The following is a 19,523-nucleotide window of genomic DNA, read 5'->3' as shown; positions in this document are numbered from 1 at the left end:
AATCCTAGTCGTACGCCAGAGGGGCACTCCCGGGTCCCGCGACGGCTCCGGTCAGCCCGCGACGAGGTCGAGAGCGAGGTCGAGGATCGGCGCCGAGTGCGTGAGCGCACCCACGGAGAGGAAGTCCACGCCCGTCTCAGCGACCTCGCGCGCGCGATCGAGCGTGAGGTTGCCCGTCGCCTCGAGCTCGACCTTTCCGGTCGTGTGCTCGAGCGCACGCACCGCCTGGACGGTGCTCGCCAGCACGTCTGTGGGCATGTTGTCGAGAAGAAGGAACCTCGCACCGGCACCGACCGCCTCGAGCGCCTGCTCGACCGTGTCGGCCTCCACCTGCACGAGCACCCCCGGGTAGGTGGTGCGGACCGCCTCGATGGCACCTGACACCGAGCCGGCCGCGACGATGTGGTTGTCCTTGACCATCGCCACGTCGTAGAGCCCCATCCGCTTGTTCGTCCCGCCGCCGGCGCGGACCGCGTACTTCTCCAGCTCCCGCAGGCCCGGCGTCGTCTTGCGGGTGTCCAGGACGGTCGCACCGGTCCCGTCGAGCACGTCCGCCCAGCGCCGCGTCGCCGACGCGACACCGGACGCCCGGCTGACGAGGTTGAGGAGCGAGCGCTCCGCGACGAGCACGACCCGTGCAGGTCCCGTGAGGACCGCGAGCCTGCGCCCAGCCGCGACCCGGTCGCCGTCCTGCGCCTCGAGCACGACGACGACGCCAGCGAGCGCGAAGCGGGTAGCGACCTGGTCGAGCACCTCCGCCACGACGGAGAGCCCGGCCACGACCCCGTCCGCCCGCGCCACGAGGTGGGCGACCGCCGGTGCGTCGGGACCGATGGTCGACTCGCTCGTCACGTCGCGACCAGGATCGCCACCGAGGTCCTCGTCGAGGGTGCGGCGCACGACGTCGGCCACCCACCCTGGATCGAGCCCGGGCGCGAGGTGCGCTGCGATCGGGGCGGAGGGGGTCACGGGATCGGGTGTCTCAGTCACGCGCCCAACCTATCCGTGATCGTCCACCGTGCCGACCGTCCGAGGGCGCTCCAGCCCACGCCAGACGGGCAGCACGAACGGACCCACGACAATGACGGTGTAGGCGGCGCCCATCACGACGAGCGCCGTGACCAGCCCGACCTCCTCCACGAGGACCCCGGCGCCGAGCGCCCCGACGGGCATCGCGGCCCAGGCACCAGCCCCCACCGCACCGTTGACGCGGGCACGCATCCGTCGAGGCACCTGCTCGAGGAGCAGCGTCCCGATGATGGGGTTGAGGGCCCCCGCAGCCAGCCCGCCGACCACCATGACAGCGACGCAGCCGACGAGGCCCGGGCGGGCCGCGAGCGCGAAGCACATGGGCGGCCCAGCGAGCGCGAAACCGAGGGCGTAGGTGGCGCGCCGCGAGACTCGCGTGCCGACCGCGCTGTACACGAGCGACCCGGTGAGGGCGCCGAGGCCGAACGCTCCGACGAGGAGACCGTAGGCGCGGGCGCCGCCGAGCTCGTCGGCGGCGTAGACCGGCAGGGCGACGTTGAGCAGGCCGACGTCGAGCGCGTTGGTGAGGAGCACCATGAGCACCACGGCGCGCAGGAGCCTGGCGGACCAGACCGCCTGGAGCCCGGCCCGCAGGGCTGCCCAGTAGGCCTCGTCCGGAGCGTCTCCGGACGCGCCAGGGCCGGTGGGGTCGTCCTCGGCCTGGAGGTCGACCGGCACCGTGCGCTGGACGAGGAGCGCGGAGACGAGGAAGGTCGCACCGTTGAGCACGAGGACGACGATCGGTCCGAGCCATGCGACGAGGAGGCCTGCGAGCGGAGCGCCGATCATCGCGCCCGACCGTTGTGCAGCTCCCCACCAGCCCATGGCCCGGTCGAGGGGCACTCCTGCACGCCCGGCCGCCTCGGGGACGAGCGCGGTCCGTGCACCCTGGCCGGGGGCGTCGAGGAGCCCGGTGGCGAAGACGAGCGCGAAGAGCCCCCACAACGGCAGGCCGACCGTGGCGTGCAGCAGCGGGATCGCGCTGATCGTGGCTGCTCCGACGAGGTCGGAGACGATCGACGAGCGGCGGTAGCCGAACCGGTCGACGAGGACGCCGCCGAGGGCGCCTCCCAGCACGATCGGGAGGGTCGTGGCGATCGCCAGCACCCCGGTGAGGACGGCGCTGCCCGTCTCGTCGAGGACGTAGAGCGGGAGCGCGACGAGGGTGACGACGTTGCCGACCACAGCGAGGGTGTGCGCGCCGACCAGCCCAGGGAGCCCGGAGGGTCGCGTCGCGGAAAGTCGGGCCTGACGTGTCATGGGGCGCTCGTCGGGTCCGGGAAGGTCTGGACGATGAGGGTGACGGGCATGGTCGGCTCGGACGAGCGTGGTCGGTCGAGCGCCCGGGCAGACCATCGGCCGACGAGGGCCTCGAGCTCGGCGCGGAGCTCGGCGGCCTCGGTCACGGTCAGGGGGAGGTTGTCGTCGGCGAGGAGGTGGGTGCGCTGCCACGCCGGGTCGAGGGCCGGCCGTCGGTCGAGCGCCGCGAGCGCACGGTCGTGATAGACGCCCAGGATGCTCGCCTCGAGCTCTCGCGCGGCGGCCGCGGCCTCGGGGGTCGTCGCGACGTCGGACGGTTCCCACGAGGTGGTGCGGTCGGTGGCGCGCCACCACCGCGACCGCTTGTCCACCGGGCGGCCGGGCGGCCGGTCGTCGGTCTCGCCGACGAAACCGTGCTCGGCGAGGACCGTGAGGTGATAGCTCGCCGAGCCTGGCGCGATGGTGAGCGCGTGCGCGAGGGTGCCGACCGTCGCGGGCCCGTTGGTCCGTAGCTCGCCGAGGATGGCGAGGCGTGCCGGGTGGGCGAGGGCGCGGAGCGCGGCCGTGTCGTCGGGGCGGAGCGTGCGGACGGAGCGGTTCTCGGTCATGTCACCGAGCATAGGTTCACAAGGACTCTTGTACAAGAGTTCTTGTGAATGAGGTCTTGCTAGACGACCTGCACGATCCCGTCGTCGTCCAGCCGGACGACGACCCGCCGCTCCCACGCCGCGTCAGGCACCGGGAAGTCGGTACGGAAGTGCCCGCCACGGCTCTCCGTCCGCGCCAGCGCAGCCGCCGTGAGCGCAGAGGCGACCTGAAAGACGTTGCTCGTCTCCCACTCGGCAGTCTGAGGCTGCACGCTGAGGTCGCCCGGGACCTGCTCCGGCACGTTGGCGTCTGTCCGGACCTCCGCGAGCTTGGCTGCGGCGGTCCTCAGGCTCTCCGCAGAGCGCAGCACCCCCGAGCCGGCGGTGGTCACCCGTTGGATCCGCGAACGAGACGCTGCCATGACGAGGCCTACGCTGCCGCCGCGCGGCGCGGCCGGCAGCAGCGGAAGCTCCCCCGCCGCCATCCGGGCAGCGATGTCGGCCGCCGCACGGTGGGCGAACACGAGACCCTCGAGCAACGAGTTCGACGCGAGCCTGTTCGCTCCGTGCACCCCGGTGCACGCCACCTCACCGACCGCGTACAGCCCGCGGAGCGTGGTGCGACCCGCCAACGACGTGATGACGCCACCCGAGTGGTAGTGCTGCGCAGGCGCTACCGGCACGGGCTCTTCCGTGATGTCGAAGCCCTGAGCCAGGAGGCGCTCCGTGATGGTCGGGAACCTCCGCCGCAAGAAGTCTGCGCCGAGGTGCCGGGCGTCGAGCAGCACGTGGTCTGAGCCCGTCGCCGCCATCTGGCGGACGATCGCGTGCGCGACGACGTCGCGCGGAGCGAGCTCCGCCATCGGGTGCACCGCGGGCATGAAACGGTGACCGTCGGTGTCGACGAGGAACGCGCCCTCGCCCCGGACCGCCTCCGAGATGAGGGTGAGCTGCCCGCGCGCTGCGCTGCCGAGCCAGAGCACCGTCGGGTGGAACTGGACGAACTCGAGGTCCCCCAGGTCTGCCCCGGCACGCAGCGCCGTCGCGATGCCGTCACCTGTCGCCTGCGGCGGGTTCGTCGACGCCACGTAGACCTGGCCGACACCTCCCGTCGCGAGGACGACAGCCCGGGCACGCACCGCACCGACACCGTCTCGGCTGCCCGCTCCACGCACGTGCAGCGTCACGCCGCACACGGCGCGCCGTTCCCCGTCCGGGGTCGTCGGCGCGACAGGACCCGCGCTCGTCAGGAGGTCGACCACGAGCGCCTGCTCGATGACCTCGATGCCCGGGTCGTCACGCACCGCCTCGAGCTGCGCGACGAGAGCACGAGAGATCTCCGCGCCCGTCGCGTCACCGCCCGCGTGCGCGATCCGGTCAGCGTGGTGCCCGCCCTCCCGGGTCAGGGACATCTCGCCGTCGACCTCGGTGTCGAACCGCGTACCGCGGGAGACGAGCTCACGGACGCGAGCGGGCCCTTCCGTGACGAGCACCTCGACCGCGCGACGGTCGCACAGCCCGCCACCCGCGACGAGCGTGTCCTCGAGGTGAGCAGCAGGAGAGTCGGACGGCGCGAGCGCCGCCGCGATCCCGCCCTGCGCCCACACGGTCGACCCGGACGAGAGCTCGCCCTTGGTCACGAGCAGGACCCGCGGCACACGGGACCGCAGCTCGAGCGCAGCCGTGAGCCCCGCGATCCCCGAGCCGACGACCACCACGTCGGCCTCGGTCACCCATCCGGGCTCCGCCGCGGCGAGCGTCGTCGCGAGCCTCGGCCCTGCGCAGACGGTGGCGTCGGACGCCACCCCGACCGGGGAAGCCTCCGAGGCGCTCACGCCTCGGCGCCGAGGGGCGCCTGGAAGGGGGCGATGTCGAGACCGCTCGGCTCGAGCCCGTACCCGTCGGGCACCTGGCCGGGCTCGCCCGAGACCTCGACGATCCGGTTCGTCGCATCGACGAACACGACGTGCGGCATGAAGTGGCGGGCCTCGTCGTCGGCGAGCATCCCGTAGGCGATGAGGATGACGACGTCTCCCGGGTGCACGAGGTGCGCCGCAGCACCGTTGATGCACACCTGCCCGGAGCCGGGCTCGCCCGGGATGATGTACGTCGTCAGCCGTGCACCGTTGGTGACGTCGACGATGTCGACCTGCTGGCCTGGGACGAGGTCCGCAGCATGGAGCAGGTCTGCGTCCACGGTGACCGAACCGACGTAGTGCAGGTCTGCCTGCGTCACGGTCGCACGGTGGATCTTGCCGATCATCATCGGACGCTGCAAAGACGTCACTGGGTTCCTCCTGAGGTGCCCCGTCCCGGCCGAGCCGAGAGCGAGACGGCCATGTTGTCGATCAGTCGTGTGGCACCGACGCGTGCTGCGACGAGCAAGAGCGCCTGCCCGGCGTGGGACTCGGGTACCACCTCAACGGTAGCCGTGTCTAGCAGCTCTACGTAATCCGTGACGACCCCCGCAGACCGGTCGAGCATCCCTCGCGCGGCAGCGAGCACCTCCGCGGGCGACCCGCCCTCGTCTGCTACGTCGCGACCTGCTCGAAGGCCACGAGAGAGCGCCAGCGCAGCCTGCCGCTCGTCCGCGCTCAGGTACGCGTTGCGCGACGACAGCGCGAGGCCGTCGTCGTCCCGGACGATCGGCACGCCCTGGATGCGCACAGGGACAGCGAGGTCCTCGACCATGCGCCGGACGAGGAGGATCTGCTGCGCGTCCTTCTCGCCGAAGATCGCCACGTCGGGCCGGACGAGGTGGATGACCTTGAGCACCACCGTGAGCACGCCGTCGAAGTGCCCCGGCCGGGAAGCGCCCTCGAGGATGCCGCCCGGTGTCCCGGCCGTGACGCTGACCGTGGGGTCTCCGCCGGGGTACATCTCGTCACGGTCCGGCGCGAACACGATCTCCACACCGACCTCGGACAACAGGGCGACGTCGGCGTCGAGCGTCCGCGGATAGCGCTCGTAGTCCTCCCCCGGGCCGAACTGGAGGGGGTTGACGAAGATCGAGACGACGACCGTGTCAGCGACCTGGCGGGCTGCACGCACCAGTGCGAGGTGCCCCTCGTGCAGCGCGCCCATCGTCATGACGAGCGCTCGGGTCGACGCGACCGTGCCCGAGACCATGGAGGCCTCCCCGAGAGCCACGGCCAGCTCCGCACGCGTCCGCACGACGACCGGCGCGCGCGACGGCGGCTCGACGAGCCCACCCGCTGCGAACGCACCCGTCGTGCTCGACCCTGAGGACGTTGCTGCCTTGCTGATGGTTCTCACCCTTCATCCTCCGGAGCGCCGTGCTCCGGTCTGTCGATCACGTCGAGCAGCGCCTGCGCCTGCGCGTCCTTGATCCGTCCTCCTGCGAGGGCCCGGACCGTCGCTGCCCGGCTGAGCGCCCGGTAGGCGTCAGGTGTATCGGTCGCACCGCGCCGGACCGCGAGCTCCGTCAAGACCGCCAGGTGGTCGGCGACCGTCCCGACATCGCCGCGGACCACCGGGCCGGTGAGCGTCTGGACAGGGTCGGAGACCCCGTCGGCCGCCCGGAGCGCACCGTCGAGCGCCGCGTGCAGCAGCGGCCCGAGGGCCCGCCCCGGATCGTCGACGCCTGCGACCTGCAAGGCCTGGGCCGCCTGGGCGACAAGCACCACGAGGTGGTTCGCACCGTGGGCGAGCGCCGCGTGGTAGAGCGCACGGTCACGCTCCTCGACGACGACAGGCTCGCCGCCGATCTCCACGACGAGCGCGAGCCCGATCGGCAGGACGGGAGCAGGCGCTGTCACCGCGAAGGTCGCACCGACCAGCCGGCTCATGTCGAGCGACGTGCCGGTGAAGGTCATCGCCGGATGGATGGCCACGGGGATCGCCCCGGCTGCCCGCGCAGGAGCCAGGACGTCTGTCCCGTAGCGACCCGAGGTGTGGACCACGATCTGGCCGGGCTGCCACGCGCCGAGGTCCGCGAGCCCGGCGACCAGGCCGGACAGGACGTCGTCGGGGACCGCCAGGACGGTGAGCTCCGAGCGCTCCACGACATCGCGCACCTCAAGGACGGGCACTCCGGGCAGGAGGTTCTCGATGCGGTCCCGCGACGCCTCGGAGATGCCGCTCGCCCCCACGACCACGTGACCCGTGGACCGCAGGGCGCTCCCGAGCACCGCGCCGACCTTGCCCGCACCGACGATGCCCACGCCGAGCCGTCCCGGTCGGGCGCCGCTCGCTGCACTCACGGGGCCTCCTCTCGTCCGGTGTCCGGTGCCTGTCCTGTCTCGACCGCGCCGTCTTCCTCGGACGTCACCTGCTCACGCTGTCCGTCTCCCTCGACGACCACCTGCATCCAGCGTTCAGGACCAGCATGCTGACGGGCGTACCTGGCACGCTCCGCCTGGTCCCGCAGCAGCGACGCCGCATCCGGTCCAGAGAGGTGCGGCACCCTGGGCGAGACGGGACCAGCCGTCGAGTGCACGACGAACGACGCCACCCCGAACCTGCGCTGGAGAGGCCCCTGGACGAGAGCGAGCGACTGCGTGCGCTCGTGCGGCACGACCTCGACCGTGCGGACCAGTCGGCCTCGCCGGACGAGCAGACCGCGCCCCATGACGAAGAACCCGTTGCGGCGCCATGCGAGCGGGTCCACCCACCGTGCGCTGCGCGGGCTCGACGTGAACCCCGCGGCCGGCCCTGAGCCGACGAGCGCCGCATCGAGCAGACCGACAGGATCCTCGACCCCGAGGTCCGGGAGCACGAGCCACAGCGCCCGCAAGGCGTCGTCGCGCGTCCCGACGGGCAGCAGGACGGTGTTCGTCTGGTTCCCGTCCGTCTCGATGCCGTACCCCGCGACGTTGACGTCGACCCGCCACCAACCGCACATGCGCCACAGCAGGCTCTGGCGCAGGCGGATCGCCTGGACCCGTCCGGGCGGGATCGTCTGGGACCGGGTCTCGAGGAGGCCGCGACGCAAGCGGATGCCGTCGGGCGAGATCGCCCCCGTGAACCCGAACTCGCCCGTGAACCTCGTCGCGACGAACGGCCCGAGGCCGAGGAGCGCGGAGAAGACCGCGACGAACGGTGCGCCGCTCCGCGAAGCGATCGCGGCCACGGACGAGCCCACGAGGATGAGCACGAGAACGATCGTCGCACCGGAGAGCAGCAGCGAGCCGATGAGCCGACCCGGCTGGACATCGAGCACCGGACGCTCGGGCGCTTCGACGGCCGCTGTCCCGTCGGGGTCTTCCTCGACCCCCGCAGCACGGGCGAGCAGCGCGTTGCGGAGGGCAGACGCCTCCGCGTCACGCAAGAAACCGAGCTTGACGTTCGACCCGGGACCACCGGCGACCTCGAGCTTGAGCTCCGCGAGGCCGAAGAAGCGCGCAAGGAGCGGCTTGACGACGTCGATCGCCTGGAGCCGGTCGAGACGCACCTTGCGCTGCTTGCGAAAGAGGATGCCTGAGTGCACGTGCACGGCGTCTGCGTCGTACGCGTACCGCGTGACACGCCACGACAACCACGCATAGACACCACCGACGAGCCCGATCACCGCGATACCAGCGACGATGATCCACACGTTGTCCGTGGGCAGGACAGAACCGCCCGACGGCAGAGCCTCGACCGACCGCTGCGCGAGGATGAACAGCACGACAGCGATGACTGCCCACCCGCGCACGAGCGGGGTCACCGGGTGCAGCCGCCGCCATGCGAGACCGTCCGCCGGGCCGTCAGGCTCACCGGCCTTTCCTGGTCCGCCGGGCCGGTCAGGTCCGTCCGGTCTGTCTGGTCCGACGTCCGGCGTCGGGCCGACCGTCCCCGTGCTCACAGGCCGGCCAGCCTCGCCTCGCCGCGCGATGCGAGGCGGTCGCGCAGACGGGACGCCTCGCTCGGGACGAGCCCTTCGATCGTCGCGTCTGTCCCGGGCGACGCCGTGTGCAGCTGCACCGACGCGATGCCCAGCCGGCGTGCGAGCGGACCCGCGGTGACGTCGACGAGCTGCATCCGCCCGTAGGGGACCACGACAAGGGTGCAGAAGAGCAGCCCCTTACGGATGAGCAGGTCGTCGTCTCGCTCCGCATAGCCGATCGCCCGGACCTGGCGACCGACGACGACCCCGGTCCACAAGGACAGTGCGAGCAGTGCGACAGCCACGATCCACAGCCATGGCTCGTCGAAGACGGCTGCGAGGACGCTGCTGGCCACGAGAGGGACCCCCAGCCAGATGCCCGCCAGGATGAGCCGTGCGGTAGCCAGACGGGTCGAGACCCGGACCCACGTGACGTCGTCCGGGTCGAACGGCGACACGGTCGAGGCAGGCGTCGCCGAGATGTCAGTCATGAGCCCCATCCTCGCCTATCTCGAGCCGAGGCTCGTCACTCGGTGGTGGCAGCTGGCAGAACCGCTCGGCGATCATGCCTGCGACGACGAGCACGAGGGCGCAGACGCACGCGATCCCGGCGGCGAGCGCACGCGACTGCTGGGACTCGAACGGGCCGTTGCCGAGCGCCAGCAGGCCCTGGGCGCCGTACCAGCCGGCGAGCAGCGCACCGGTCACTGCCGCGGCCTTCGCGAGCGCCGCGGTCCGCGCGGCCCGGAGCGCGCTGAGCGCGGGGCGGTGTCCTCGCTGGTATGCCCGGACCGTCCACCCTGTCCAGAACACGACGACGCCGAGCACGAGGAGCACAGGCCCGACACCCCACGGGACCGGGGAGAGAAATATCCCGCGGTCCTCGAGGAGCATCAGGAGCACCCAGCCTGCGCCGAGCGTGCCCCCGCCGGCGAGCGCGAGCGTCGATGCCCGGGTCCGACCGATCATGCGGCGCCCCCGGTCACTCGCGTGGCATCAGAGTTTCGACCGACCCTGGGCGGCCGGTGTCCTCGCCGCGAGGCGGCGTCGGATTGCTCTGCTGCGGCGCGATCGAGGGCGGGGAAGCCCGGCGGTCTTCGGTAGCCTCTTCTGCCTCCTGCAACCAGTCGAGCGCGAGCCAGCGGATCCCGTCACGGTCCGGTGCCGTCGCGGCGAGTGCTGCGACCGGTCCCCCACCGAGGCCCGGCAGGACAGCGTCCGGGTCGACGTGCGCCCACGGTGCGAGGACGAACGACCGCTCGTGCGCTCGTGGGTGCGGCAGCTCGAGGTCGTCGGCGGAGTCGATGAGGCTGTCGTAGAGGATGATGTCGATGTCGAGGGTCCGTGGGCCCCACCGCTCGATCCGCTCTCGACCGTGCGCCTGCTCGATGCGCTGGCACCCGTGGAGGAGCTCGCGGGCCGACGACGTGGTCTGCAAGAGCACCACGGTGTTGAGGTAGTCGGGCTGTTCAGGTCCTCCGACGGCGGCGGACCTGGCGAGCGGGCCGACCGCGACGATCCGCGTGCCGGCGACCGCGCCGAGGTCTGCGACCGCCTGCCGGAGGGTCTCTTGTGGCTCGCCGAGGTTCCCCCCGAGCGCGACGACGACGTCGACAGGCTCGCTCGGTCTCGTGTCCATGCGGTCGAGCATCGCGACAGGGTCGAGGAGCGCGGTGGTCTCGGATGCCGCAGGTTCTGCTGAGCGTTCCTCGCTGGCAGCGGTGCGCACCGGAGCGACCTGCCGTGGCTCGTCTGCGGTGACGGCAGAGAAGACGGTCGTCTGGTCGAGGACGAAGTCGGGACGGTCGCCCGCGGTGATCCGTGTCACCCCGAACACCTCGGGACGACGGCGCTCGGCCGAGACACGTGCCTGCTCCTCGAGCACAGCGATCTCCTGCGACGTGGGTCGCCGGACGGTGTCTCCTGCCAGCGGGACGGTCTGCCGCGGGATGAAGGCCGTCGCATCGGGTGCGGGTACCCGCATGGGAGCAGGTGCGGGCACCGGTGCCGGTATCCGCGTAGGAGCAGACGTCGGAGCAGGGGCAGGATCAGGAGAAGGAGGTGGCGGGGAGAAGGCGAAGGTCGGGACGAAGGCAGGAGGATCGCTGCGCACCGGCTCTGTCGACGCGCCGTCGCCGGGGTGCCCGATCGGTTCGCCGGCGTCCGCCGGGCGTGCCATAGGAACCTGACCTGAAGCCGTCCGGGAAACCACCCGAGGATGCGACTGCTCCTGGGGTGCTGGGGCAGGTGCGAACGCCGGTGGTTGCGCAGGCGCCTGCACGGTCTCGTCGTCGCGCTCGGGAAGGAACGGCACGTCCGTCGTGCCGAGCGGGTCGGTGCCGTCGTCGGCGTCGGCCTCCAAGTCGGCTGCGGCGGGAGCGTCGAGGGGCACGCTGGTCACCGGGACGTTGACCCGGTCGCGGTGGATGGTGACGACGACGTCGTCGAACGGGAGCGGGATCGGCGCCTGGGGCTTGTGCACGGTGACGTCGACGGAGATGACCTGCGCGCGGGTGAGCACCGCGTCGGCGATCCGCTCGGCGACGGTCTCGACGAGGTTGACCGGTTCGCCGCTGAGGATCGCGTGGACGTCCTCGGCGACGAGCGCATAGTTCACCGTCTCGGTGAGGTCGTCACCACGGGCTGCCGCGCGCGTGTCGAGGTACAGCGTCACGTCGGCGCTGAAGTCCTGACCCGCTTCGCGCTCGCTCTGGAGCACGCCGTGAAAGCCTCGCGCGGCGATGCCCCGGATGTGGATCTGGTCCAGCGGGTAACCGCTCTGGCCCAGGACCGATCGTTGTACGAGCACACTCATCCCCGGTCCCCGTTCATCTGTCCGTCCAGCCGTTCACCGTGCTGCTGCCCGCCCAACCATGCCTGAACGACGCGCACGGCGTCCACCGAGCCGGTGACGTCGTGCACGCGGACGCACCATGCGCCCGATGCTGCTGCCAGAGTACTCACTGCTGCGGTGGCTCGATCACGCTCGGCCGGCGCGACAGGCTCGCTGTCCGGGCCTGCGAGGAGATGTCCGAGAAATCTCTTGCGCGATGCTCCGACGAGCACGGGGAGACCGAGGTCGACGAGCTCGTCGAGACACCCGAGGAGCGGCCAGTTCGCGGACCCCACCTTGGAGAACCCGAGGCCTGGGTCGAGGACGATCTGGTGCCTGCGGACGCCTGCCGACTCGAGCGCGTCGACACGGTCGAGAAGCTCGCGCCGGACGTCCTCGACCACGTCGTCATAGTGCTCCAGGTCGTCCATGACGTCGGCGTGCCCGCGCCAGTGCATGGCGACGTAGACGGCACCGCTGCTCGCGACGACACCAGCCATCTCGGGGTCGGCGAGCCCGCCTGACACGTCGTTGATCACCAGCGCTCCGGCGTCGAGCGCCTGCTGAGCCACCTCGGCCCGGGTCGTGTCGACGGAGACCACCGCGCCCTGGGCGCTGAGGGCGGCGACGACGGGGACCACTCGCTCCAGCTCGACCGAGAGAGGGACCCGCTGCGCTCCCGGTCGGGTGGACTCTCCACCGACATCGACGAGATCGGCGCCTTGACGCACCAGCTGGAGCCCGTGCTCGATCGCTGCGGCCGGCTCGAACCATCGTCCGCCGTCCGAGAACGAGTCCGGCGTGACGTTGACGACGCCCATGACGAGCGTCCGGTCGAGGCTGGTCAGCGCGCTCGGCAGCGGCTGGGGGTGGCGCACGGCGGTCAACGCCCGATGATGAGGCTCATCGCTTCGGCTCGCGTGGCGGGGTTGCGCATCTGCCCGCGCACGGCGGACGTCACGGTGCGCGAGCCCGGCTTGCGCACTCCTCGCATCGACATGCACAGGTGCTCGCACTCGACGACGACGATGACGCCGGCCGGAGAGAGCGCCTCGACGAGCGAGTCGGCGACCTGTGCGGTGAGCCGTTCTTGGATCTGCGGGCGGCGGGCGAACACGTCGACGAGCCGCGCGAGCTTGCTCAGGCCGGTGACCCGGCCGTCGGGGCCTGGAATGTACCCGACGTGCGCGACACCGTGGAAGGGCACGAGGTGGTGCTCGCAGGTCGAGTACACCTCGATGTCCTTGACGAGGATCATCTCCTCGTGGCCGATGTCGAAGACGGCGTTGAGCACGTCGGCCGGGCTCTGGCGCAGCCCCGAGAAGATCTCGGTGCACGCGCGGGCGACCCGTGCGGGCGTGTCCCGGAGGCCGTCGCGGTCAGGGTCCTCGCCGATGGCGAGGAGCAGCTCACGGACGGCGGCCGCCGCACGCTCGAGGTCGACCTCTCCGGCGTCCGCGGGCGACGCCGGAGCGCCGGTCGGCGTCATGCCACCGGCCCGTCGGTGGCATCCACCTCAGGCGTCGACGACGTCGACGGTGTCTGCTTCGTCGTGTCGACGGTCCCTGTCGGGGGCACCTCGACGATCTCTGCGGCGGCCTTCTCCTCGCGCGCTGCGGCAGCCTCGTCCTCCGGGATGACGGGACCAGAGCCGTGCTCGATCTGCTCTGCGGCAGTGAGCACGGGGGGACGGTCGGAGATCGCGCGCTGCTCGCTGGAGAGCCACACCTCGCGCGGCGGCCGCTTGACGACCGGCTCGAAGATCGTGGCGAGCTCCTTCTGGTTGAGCGTCTCCTTCTCGAGGAGCTCGAGAACGAGTGCGTCGAGGACGTCGCGGTACTCGATGAGCACCTCCCACGCCTCGTCGTGCGCGGACTCGATGAGCTTGCGGACCTCGTGGTCGACCGTGCCGGCGACGGACTCGGAGTAGTCGCGCTGGTGGCCCATGTCGCGGCCCATGAACGGCTCGCTGGAGCCCTGACCGAGCTTGATCGCCCCGACCCGCTCGCTCATGCCGTACTCGGTGACCATCTTCCGGGCTGTGCTGCTGGCCTTCTCGATGTCGTTCGACGCACCGGTCGTCGGGTCGTGGAAGACGATCTCCTCGGCGACCCGCCCGCCCATGGCGTAGGCGAGCTGGTCGAGCAGCTCGTTGCGCGTCGTGGAGTACTTGTCCTCGGTCGGCATGACCATCGTGTAGCCGAGCGCCCGGCCGCGCGGGAGGATCGTCACCTTGGTGACGGGGTCCGTGTAGCGCATCGCCGCGGCGACGAGGGCGTGGCCGCCCTCGTGGTACGCCGTGATCTTCTGCTCCTTGATGTTCATCACCCGTGTGCGCTTCTGCGGCCCCGCGATGACGCGGTCGATCGCTTCGTCGAGCGCACGGTCGTCGATGAGCTGGGCGCCGCTGCGCGCGGTGAGCAGCGCGGCCTCGTTGAGCACGTTGGCGAGGTCAGCACCGCTGAAGCCGGGCGTCCGGCGCGCGACGGCGCGCAGGTCGACTCCGTCGACGATCGGCTTGCCCTTGGCGTGCACGTGCAGGATGTCGGTCCGGCCCTGGAGGTCGGGTGCCTCGACGGCGATCTGCCGGTCGAAGCGGCCCGGACGGAGCAGTGCCGGGTCGAGGATGTCGGGCCGGTTCGTCGCGGCGATGAGGATGACGTTCGCCTTGACGTCGAACCCGTCCATCTCGACGAGGAGCTGGTTGAGCGTCTGCTCCCGCTCGTCGTGCCCGCCGCCCATACCTGCACCACGGTGACGCCCGACCGCGTCGATCTCGTCGACGAAGATGATCGCGGGCGCACTCTCCTTGGCCTGCTGGAACAGGTCACGGACACGGGAGGCACCGACACCGACGAACATCTCGACGAAGTCGGAGCCGGAGATCGTGTAGAACGGCACCTTCGCCTCGCCGGCGACGGCGCGGGCGAGGAGCGTCTTGCCGGTCCCGGGCGGGCCGTAGAGGAGGACGCCCTTGGGGATCTTGGCACCGACCGCGAGGAACTTCGCCGGCTCGGAGAGGAACTCCTGGATCTCGCGGAGCTCTTCGACGGCCTCGTCTGCACCGGCGACGTCCGCGAACGTCACCTGCGGGGTGTCCTTGGTCGCCAGCTTGGCCTTCGACTTTCCGAAGCCCATCATGCGCGAGCCGCCACCCTGCATCCGCGTGAGGATGAAGTAGAAGATCACCCCGATGAGGAGGAAGGGGATGATCACGGAGAGCATCGACGTGAAGAACCCGGCGCGGGCGACCTCAGAGTCGAAGCCCTTCGCGGGGTCGGCGGCGGTGACCGCCTCGACGACCTGCTCGCCCTGCGGCTCGACGTAGAAGAACTCGACGCTCCGGCCGAGGTCTTCGCCGTCGTCCACGAAGTTCTCGTCGAGCGTCAGCCGGACCCTCTGGTCGCCGTCGACGATCAGCGCCTGCTCGACGGTCCCGCCCTTGAGCAGGTCGAGGCCCTGCGAGGTGTCGATCGACGACACCTTCTCACCGAAGACAGACGTGAGGGCGAAGCCCAGGATCACCAGGCCGAGGATGATCCACACGAACGGGCCACTAAAGAGACGCTTCATATTCATCGAGGACGGGGCAGGCCCCGCATCCTTCCGCTAGCGCACTGGGTACGCCGTTGAAAATACACGTCCTACCTGATGCTTGGCTGATCCGCGCACCCATGTTCGCCCAGGGCAGGACGATCCGGGTGAGCGGGGTCGAGCGTGGCTGGTGAGATCAGCTCGAGTAGACGTGGGGGGCCAGGGTCCCGACGAACGGCAGCGTCCGGAACTTCTCGGCGTAGTCGAGGCCGAAGCCGACGACGAACTCGTTGGGGATGTCGAAACCGATGTACCGGACGTCGACCTCGACCTTTGCGGCGGTCGGCTTGCGGAGCAGCGCTGCGACCTCGACGGACGCCGGGCCGCGGCTGCGCAGGTTGGAGATGAGCCAGGAGAGCGTCAGCCCCGAGTCGATGATGTCCTCGACGATGAGCACGTTGCGCCCGGTGAGGTCGGCGTCGAGGTCCTTGAGGATGCGGACGACCCCGGAGGACTTGGTCCCGGACCCGTACGACGAGACCGCCATCCAGTCCATCGCGGCCTCCGAGTGCTGGATGCGCCGGGAGAGGTCCGCCATGACCATGACGGCCCCCTTGAGGACGCCGACGAGCAGCAGGTCCTTCCCGGCGTAGTCGGCGTCGATCTGCGCCGCCATCTCGTCGAGCCGGCTGGCGATCTGCGCCTCGCTCAGCAGGACGCTCTGGATGTCGCCATTGTCGGCAGATCCCACGGGACTCGCTCCTAGGTCGGTACGGTTCGTTGCTACGAAGGTCGAAGGACAAGCGTGCCACAGTCCCGCCGGGCGACGATGCCGCCGGGGAGGTGGAGCGGGCCCTGTCCGCGCCATGCTGTGAGCAACCTGTCGAGCTCGAGGACGTGCGTCCGCGTGAGCGCACCGGCCGGGCACCCTGCTCCCGTCGCCGCGACCCGCAGCGCACGGCGTCGGACGGCCGCCGGGGTGCCGAGGAGGGCAGCGACCGTGAGGCGCGTCTCGCAGCGCACGTCCGCGGGCGCTGCCGCGGGCACGGCCTCGTCGGTCGGGACGAGAGCGCGCGCGACGAGGTCGTCTGCCAGCGCCGCGAGCGCGTCGTCGTCGTCCCGGAGCTGTTCGGCCGTCCGTGCGAGCGCCCGCGCGACGCCCGGGCCGAGGACGTCGTCGAGGAGCGGCAGGACGCGGGCGCGCACCTGGGACCGCAGCGGCGCGTCGGGGCTGTCGTCGAGGTTGGTGGGGTCGTCCCACCAGTCCAGGCCGAGCGCTGTGCAGACCTGCTCGGTCTCGCTGCGCCGGAGCGAGAGGAACGGGCGTCGCAGGGCTCCGACGTGCTCCCGCATGCCGGCGAGCGAGCGTGCCCCGGATCCGCGGGCCAGACCCAGGAGGACGGTCTCCGCCTGGTCGTCCAGCGTGTGGCCGACGAGCAGCGCGGCGGTGTCGAGGCGCTCGGAGCGCTCGTGGAGCAGCGCGTAGCGCGCAGCGCGCGCCGAGGCCTCGGGGCCTCCGGTCCCGGGCCCGGAGGCCACGGTGGCGCGCAGCACCTCGACCGGTCGGAGACCGAGGTCGCGGCACTGCTCGGCTGCGCGCTCAGCGACCGCGGCGCTCCCTGGCTGGAGCCCGTGGTCGACGACGAGGGCACCTGCGTGCAGCCCGAGCCGCGGGGCCACGAAGGCCGCTGTGGCCGCGAGCGCCAGCGAGTCGGCCCCGCCGGAGCACGCGACGAGCACGAGCGTCCGGGGCGACGCAGGGGGTGCAGGGAGCTCAGGGGGCGCGGTGGACGCGATGGGCCCACCTGCTGACGTCGCGAGGTCGCTGATGCTTCGCCGCAGGGCGAGGCGCGCTGCAGCGACTGCCGGCGGTGGTCCGGTCACGGACGGTCAGCCGTGCACGCGACGGACCCAGGACGCGGGGTCGGCGATCTCGAGGGCTGTGGGGAGCGTGGACGTGTCGGTCCACACGGCGTTGAGCCCGGCGGTGCCGACCTCGCGCGTGACGCTGCGGACGAACGAGGCGCCGTCGCGGTACTGGGCGATCTTGGCGTCGACTCCCAGGAGGCGCTTGAGGACGGTATCCGCGGCGCCCGAGGTGTCCCGACGCTTCTCGAACTTCCTGCGGATCGCCCGCACGGTGGGGACGACGCGCGGCCCCACGGTGTCCATGGCGACGTCCGCGTGCCCTTCGAGGAGCGACATGACGGCGGTGACGGCGTCGAGCTCGACCTGCTGCTCACAGGTGAGGATCCCGTCGACGAGCGTCGCGCCCTCGCGACCGCGCACGGCGCGGTAGACCGCTCGCAGGAGTGCCGCGACCCGTGGCGGGACCTCGCGCAGGGTGCTCGTGGTGCTCATCGCGCCGAGCAGCGCGGTGGTGCGGTCGCGCAGGTGCGAGGCGAGCCACGGGGCGGCGGCGAACTGGAGGGCGTGCGTCTGCTCGTGCAGCGCGACCCAGAGGCGGAAGTCGTCTGGGCGCACGCCGAGCTCACGCTCGACGTGCAGCACGTTCGGTGCGACGAGCAGCAGCCGGCCGGGCTCGCGCGCGGAGTAAGGGTCGAACTGGCCGAGGATCTTCGTGGAGAGGAACGCGAGCGTCGCCCCGATCTCGGTGCTCGCCGCGACCTGCGCCCCGAGAGCTGCGCCCGCGCCGGGAGGGAGGACGAACGCGTCCTCGGTCATGTCGCGCATCGAGCGGGCGGCGGCTCTCGCCCATCCGGGTCGGTCGACGACCAGGATCTCGGAGAGTGGTGAGGTCTCGAGGTCTCGGCCGTCGGCCGGGGTCATCGCCGTGATCTCGAGGACGGGCTCCACCGCTCGTCGGGCCGCGCTGTGCAAGGAGGCGACGAGGTGCTCTGCCTCGGAGCGCGAGACGGCAGGCCCGGGCGGGGCGAGCCGTCCTGCGACGGCCGCCGCGTCGTCCCAGCCGACGAGGCTCGATGTCGCCGCGGTCACTGGCACCCGCACGCAGCGAGGCCGGTGACGAACGCGTCCATCGCCTGCCGGGGCCCCCACTGTCCGTCGTCAGGCGTCTGGTCGGCCATGAGGACGAAGACGAGCTGTCTGCCGTCGATCGTCATGACGGTCCCCGCGAGCGACGTGACGTTCGGCAGGCTCCCGGTCTTCGCCCGGACGAGGCCCCGTGCGTCAGAGGTGAGGAACCGCTCGTCGAGCGTTCCTTCGAGCCCGCTGATCGGCAGGTCGATCGCGACCGGACGCAGCTCGGGGTGCGAGGGGTCGGCGGCGAGCCGCAGGACGTCGGCGAAGAGGGACGCGGGTGCGCTGCTGCCGTCGCCCAGCCCGCTGGCGTCGACGAGCACGACCCCGGTGGTGTCGAGCCCGAGGCGCTCGAGCTCGAGGAGGACGGCGCGCGTCGAGCCGTCGAAGGAGCCGGGGAGCCCGGCGTCGAGCGCGACGATCCGTGCGACGACCTCGGTGATCGTGTTGTCCGAGGACTTGAGGTAGTACTCGACGATCTCGCCCAGGGGTGCGGAGTCGACCGAGGCGACGATGCGTGCGTCCGCGTCGGACGTCCCGCGCACCGGGGCGCCGGTCACGGTGATCCCGTGCGCCTCGAGCGCGGAGACGAACGCGGTGGCCGCCGACATGGCCGGGTCGGCCTGTCGCTGTGCGTACTTGCCGGGTTCGATGCGCCCGGTGTCCACGGCGATCGCCGCGACCGGGGCGGCGTAGCCGAGGGTGGGCTGGTCGGACGACCAGGGGCCGAGCGCGCTCCCGGTGAAGAGGGTGTCGTCGAGCGTGAGCGAGACCGCCGTCTGGCCTGCGAGCCCGAGGTCCTTCGCGACGGCTGCCGCGAGATCGTCCAGTCCTGCGTGACCGTTGGTCTCGGACGGGTCCCCGGCCCCTGCCGCGAGCATCATGTCTCCTCCGCCGACCAGCGTGATCGCCCCTGCGCTCGACTGGGTGACCGTGGTCGTCAGCACGCGGTCGTAGCCAGGGCCGGAGAGCGCTGCGACGGCGGTGAAGAGCTTTTGGATCGAGGCCGGGGTGCGCAGGGTGTCGGGAGTCGCCGATCCGAGCACCTCCCCCGTGATCCCGTCTGCGACGACGACGCCGACAGAGGACCCCATCCGGGCATCGGCCACGAGGGCGTCGACCTGTGCCTGGATCACCGCGGCAGAGGGTTCGGGTGCCGCAGGGTCGAGCAGCGCGAGGATGTCTGCCGGAGCAGGGCCGTCGACGGCGGCAGCGACGACGGGGAACGGCGCGGGGGGCTCCGGCTCCGGCCCGACGGTGAGGATCCCCGGCACGTAGTCGTGAGCGTCTGCCCAGGCGTACCCCCCTGTGACGACGAGCGCGGCTGCGACCGTCCCGCCCACGACCCGGGACATCAGACCCACGACGCACTCACCTGCAACACTCCTTCAGAAAAACCTACGGCGCGCCCGGACGCGCGCTCACGTCACACTAGGTCACGACAGAGATCACA

Annotated in this window: 18 protein-coding genes; all 18 read right to left on the bottom strand. The window is 71.5% G+C overall.

The window, feature by feature from the left end; translation table 11 throughout:
- Positions 1–51 precede the first annotated feature (51 nt).
- The 18 genes from nadC to dacB all read right to left on the bottom strand — a co-directional run bounded on the left by nadC (position 52) and on the right by dacB (position 19,425).
- Complete coding sequence (gene nadC / locus ATL42_RS15740) at positions 52–990, bottom strand: carboxylating nicotinate-nucleotide diphosphorylase (RefSeq protein WP_245862660.1); 939 nt, start codon at positions 988–990, stop codon at positions 52–54.
- A gap of 9 nt (positions 991–999) precedes the next feature.
- Positions 1,000–2,289, bottom strand: coding sequence for an MFS transporter (locus ATL42_RS15735; RefSeq protein ID WP_098456170.1), 1,290 nt, complete (start codon positions 2,287–2,289; stop codon positions 1,000–1,002).
- Positions 2,286–2,897 (bottom strand): ArsR/SmtB family transcription factor, encoded by a 612-nt coding sequence (locus ATL42_RS15730; protein ID WP_169925456.1) that lies wholly within the window; start codon positions 2,895–2,897, stop codon positions 2,286–2,288. Before ATL42_RS15730 ends, ATL42_RS15735 begins: the two co-directional genes overlap by 4 nt.
- 59 nt (positions 2,898–2,956) lie before the next feature.
- Entirely contained in the window at positions 2,957–4,711 is a 1,755-nt protein-coding gene (locus tag ATL42_RS15725) for an L-aspartate oxidase (protein WP_425443208.1), read from the bottom strand.
- On the bottom strand, positions 4,708–5,163 hold the full coding sequence (gene panD, locus ATL42_RS15720) for an aspartate 1-decarboxylase (RefSeq protein WP_098456168.1): 456 nt from the start codon (positions 5,161–5,163) through the stop codon (positions 4,708–4,710). Before panD ends, ATL42_RS15725 begins: the two co-directional genes overlap by 4 nt.
- On the bottom strand, positions 5,160–6,050 hold the full coding sequence (panC, locus tag ATL42_RS15715; protein WP_098456631.1) for a pantoate--beta-alanine ligase: 891 nt from the start codon (positions 6,048–6,050) through the stop codon (positions 5,160–5,162). The genes panD and panC overlap by 4 nt, the downstream gene beginning before the upstream one ends.
- Before the next feature lie 98 nt (positions 6,051–6,148).
- Entirely contained in the window at positions 6,149–7,099 is a 951-nt protein-coding gene (locus ATL42_RS15710; RefSeq protein ID WP_098456167.1) for a Rossmann-like and DUF2520 domain-containing protein, read from the bottom strand.
- Entirely contained in the window at positions 7,096–8,682 is a 1,587-nt protein-coding gene (locus tag ATL42_RS15705) for a PH domain-containing protein (RefSeq protein ID WP_245862657.1), read from the bottom strand. Before ATL42_RS15705 ends, ATL42_RS15710 begins: the two co-directional genes overlap by 4 nt.
- Positions 8,679–9,203, bottom strand: a complete 525-nt coding sequence (locus ATL42_RS15700; protein ID WP_098456165.1) for a PH domain-containing protein — start codon at positions 9,201–9,203, stop codon at positions 8,679–8,681. The genes ATL42_RS15705 and ATL42_RS15700 overlap by 4 nt, the downstream gene beginning before the upstream one ends.
- Positions 9,187–9,672 carry a DUF3180 domain-containing protein gene (locus ATL42_RS15695; RefSeq protein ID WP_098456164.1) on the bottom strand — a complete coding sequence of 162 codons (486 nt, stop codon included), beginning with the start codon at positions 9,670–9,672 and terminating at the stop codon, positions 9,187–9,189. The genes ATL42_RS15700 and ATL42_RS15695 overlap by 17 nt, the downstream gene beginning before the upstream one ends.
- Positions 9,673–9,685: 13 nt before the next feature.
- A complete protein-coding gene (gene folK / locus ATL42_RS16870) occupies positions 9,686–11,518 on the bottom strand; it encodes a 2-amino-4-hydroxy-6-hydroxymethyldihydropteridine diphosphokinase (protein WP_281254309.1) in 1,833 nt (610 codons plus the stop codon).
- A complete protein-coding gene (folP, locus tag ATL42_RS15680; protein WP_425443207.1) occupies positions 11,515–12,423 on the bottom strand; it encodes a dihydropteroate synthase in 909 nt (302 codons plus the stop codon). The genes folK and folP overlap by 4 nt, the downstream gene beginning before the upstream one ends.
- Positions 12,420–13,025, bottom strand: coding sequence for a GTP cyclohydrolase I FolE (gene folE / locus ATL42_RS15675; protein WP_098456163.1), 606 nt, complete (start codon positions 13,023–13,025; stop codon positions 12,420–12,422). Before folE ends, folP begins: the two co-directional genes overlap by 4 nt.
- Positions 13,022–15,115 carry an ATP-dependent zinc metalloprotease FtsH gene (gene ftsH / locus ATL42_RS15670; RefSeq protein WP_098456162.1) on the bottom strand — a complete coding sequence of 698 codons (2,094 nt, stop codon included), beginning with the start codon at positions 15,113–15,115 and terminating at the stop codon, positions 13,022–13,024. The genes folE and ftsH overlap by 4 nt, the downstream gene beginning before the upstream one ends.
- Before the next feature lie 151 nt (positions 15,116–15,266).
- Positions 15,267–15,821, bottom strand: coding sequence for a hypoxanthine phosphoribosyltransferase (hpt, locus tag ATL42_RS15665; protein WP_098456161.1), 555 nt, complete (start codon positions 15,819–15,821; stop codon positions 15,267–15,269).
- Between the two features lie 32 nt (positions 15,822–15,853).
- Entirely contained in the window at positions 15,854–16,954 is a 1,101-nt protein-coding gene (gene tilS / locus ATL42_RS15660; protein WP_098456160.1) for a tRNA lysidine(34) synthetase TilS, read from the bottom strand.
- A gap of 6 nt (positions 16,955–16,960) precedes the next feature.
- Complete coding sequence (locus ATL42_RS15655) at positions 16,961–18,028, bottom strand: zinc-dependent metalloprotease (RefSeq protein WP_245862654.1); 1,068 nt, start codon at positions 18,026–18,028, stop codon at positions 16,961–16,963.
- The gene (gene dacB, locus ATL42_RS15650) at positions 18,025–19,425 is read right to left on the bottom strand and encodes a D-alanyl-D-alanine carboxypeptidase/D-alanyl-D-alanine endopeptidase (protein ID WP_342748144.1); all 1,401 of its coding nucleotides are present in this window, start codon (positions 19,423–19,425) and stop codon (positions 18,025–18,027) included. The genes ATL42_RS15655 and dacB overlap by 4 nt, the downstream gene beginning before the upstream one ends.
- Positions 19,426–19,523 lie beyond the last annotated feature (98 nt).

It is taken from the genome of Sanguibacter antarcticus, assembly GCF_002564005.1.
GTDB lineage: Bacteria > Actinomycetota > Actinomycetes > Actinomycetales > Cellulomonadaceae > Sanguibacter > Sanguibacter antarcticus.
The sequence above is the reverse complement of the archived record's forward strand: the minus strand, read 5'-3'. Positions and strand labels throughout refer to the sequence as shown.

Bases quoted from the DNA above. Each gene is read 5' to 3' on its own strand.
- folE (WP_098456163.1), bottom strand. From the start codon at position 13,025: ATGACGCCGACCGGCGCTCCGGCGTCGCCCGCGGACGCCGGAGAGGTC.
- dacB (WP_342748144.1), bottom strand. From the start codon at position 19,425: ATGTCCCGGGTCGTGGGCGGGACGGTCGCAGCCGCGCTCGTCGTCACA.
- ATL42_RS15700 (WP_098456165.1), bottom strand. From the start codon at position 9,203: ATGGGGCTCATGACTGACATCTCGGCGACGCCTGCCTCGACCGTGTCG.
- folK (WP_281254309.1), bottom strand. From the start codon at position 11,518: ATGAGTGTGCTCGTACAACGATCGGTCCTGGGCCAGAGCGGTTACCCG.
- ftsH (WP_098456162.1), bottom strand. From the start codon at position 15,115: ATGAATATGAAGCGTCTCTTTAGTGGCCCGTTCGTGTGGATCATCCTC.
- ATL42_RS15735 (WP_098456170.1), bottom strand. From the start codon at position 2,289: ATGACACGTCAGGCCCGACTTTCCGCGACGCGACCCTCCGGGCTCCCT.
- ATL42_RS15695 (WP_098456164.1), bottom strand. From the start codon at position 9,672: ATGATCGGTCGGACCCGGGCATCGACGCTCGCGCTCGCCGGCGGGGGC.
- ATL42_RS15730 (WP_169925456.1), bottom strand. From the start codon at position 2,897: ATGACCGAGAACCGCTCCGTCCGCACGCTCCGCCCCGACGACACGGCC.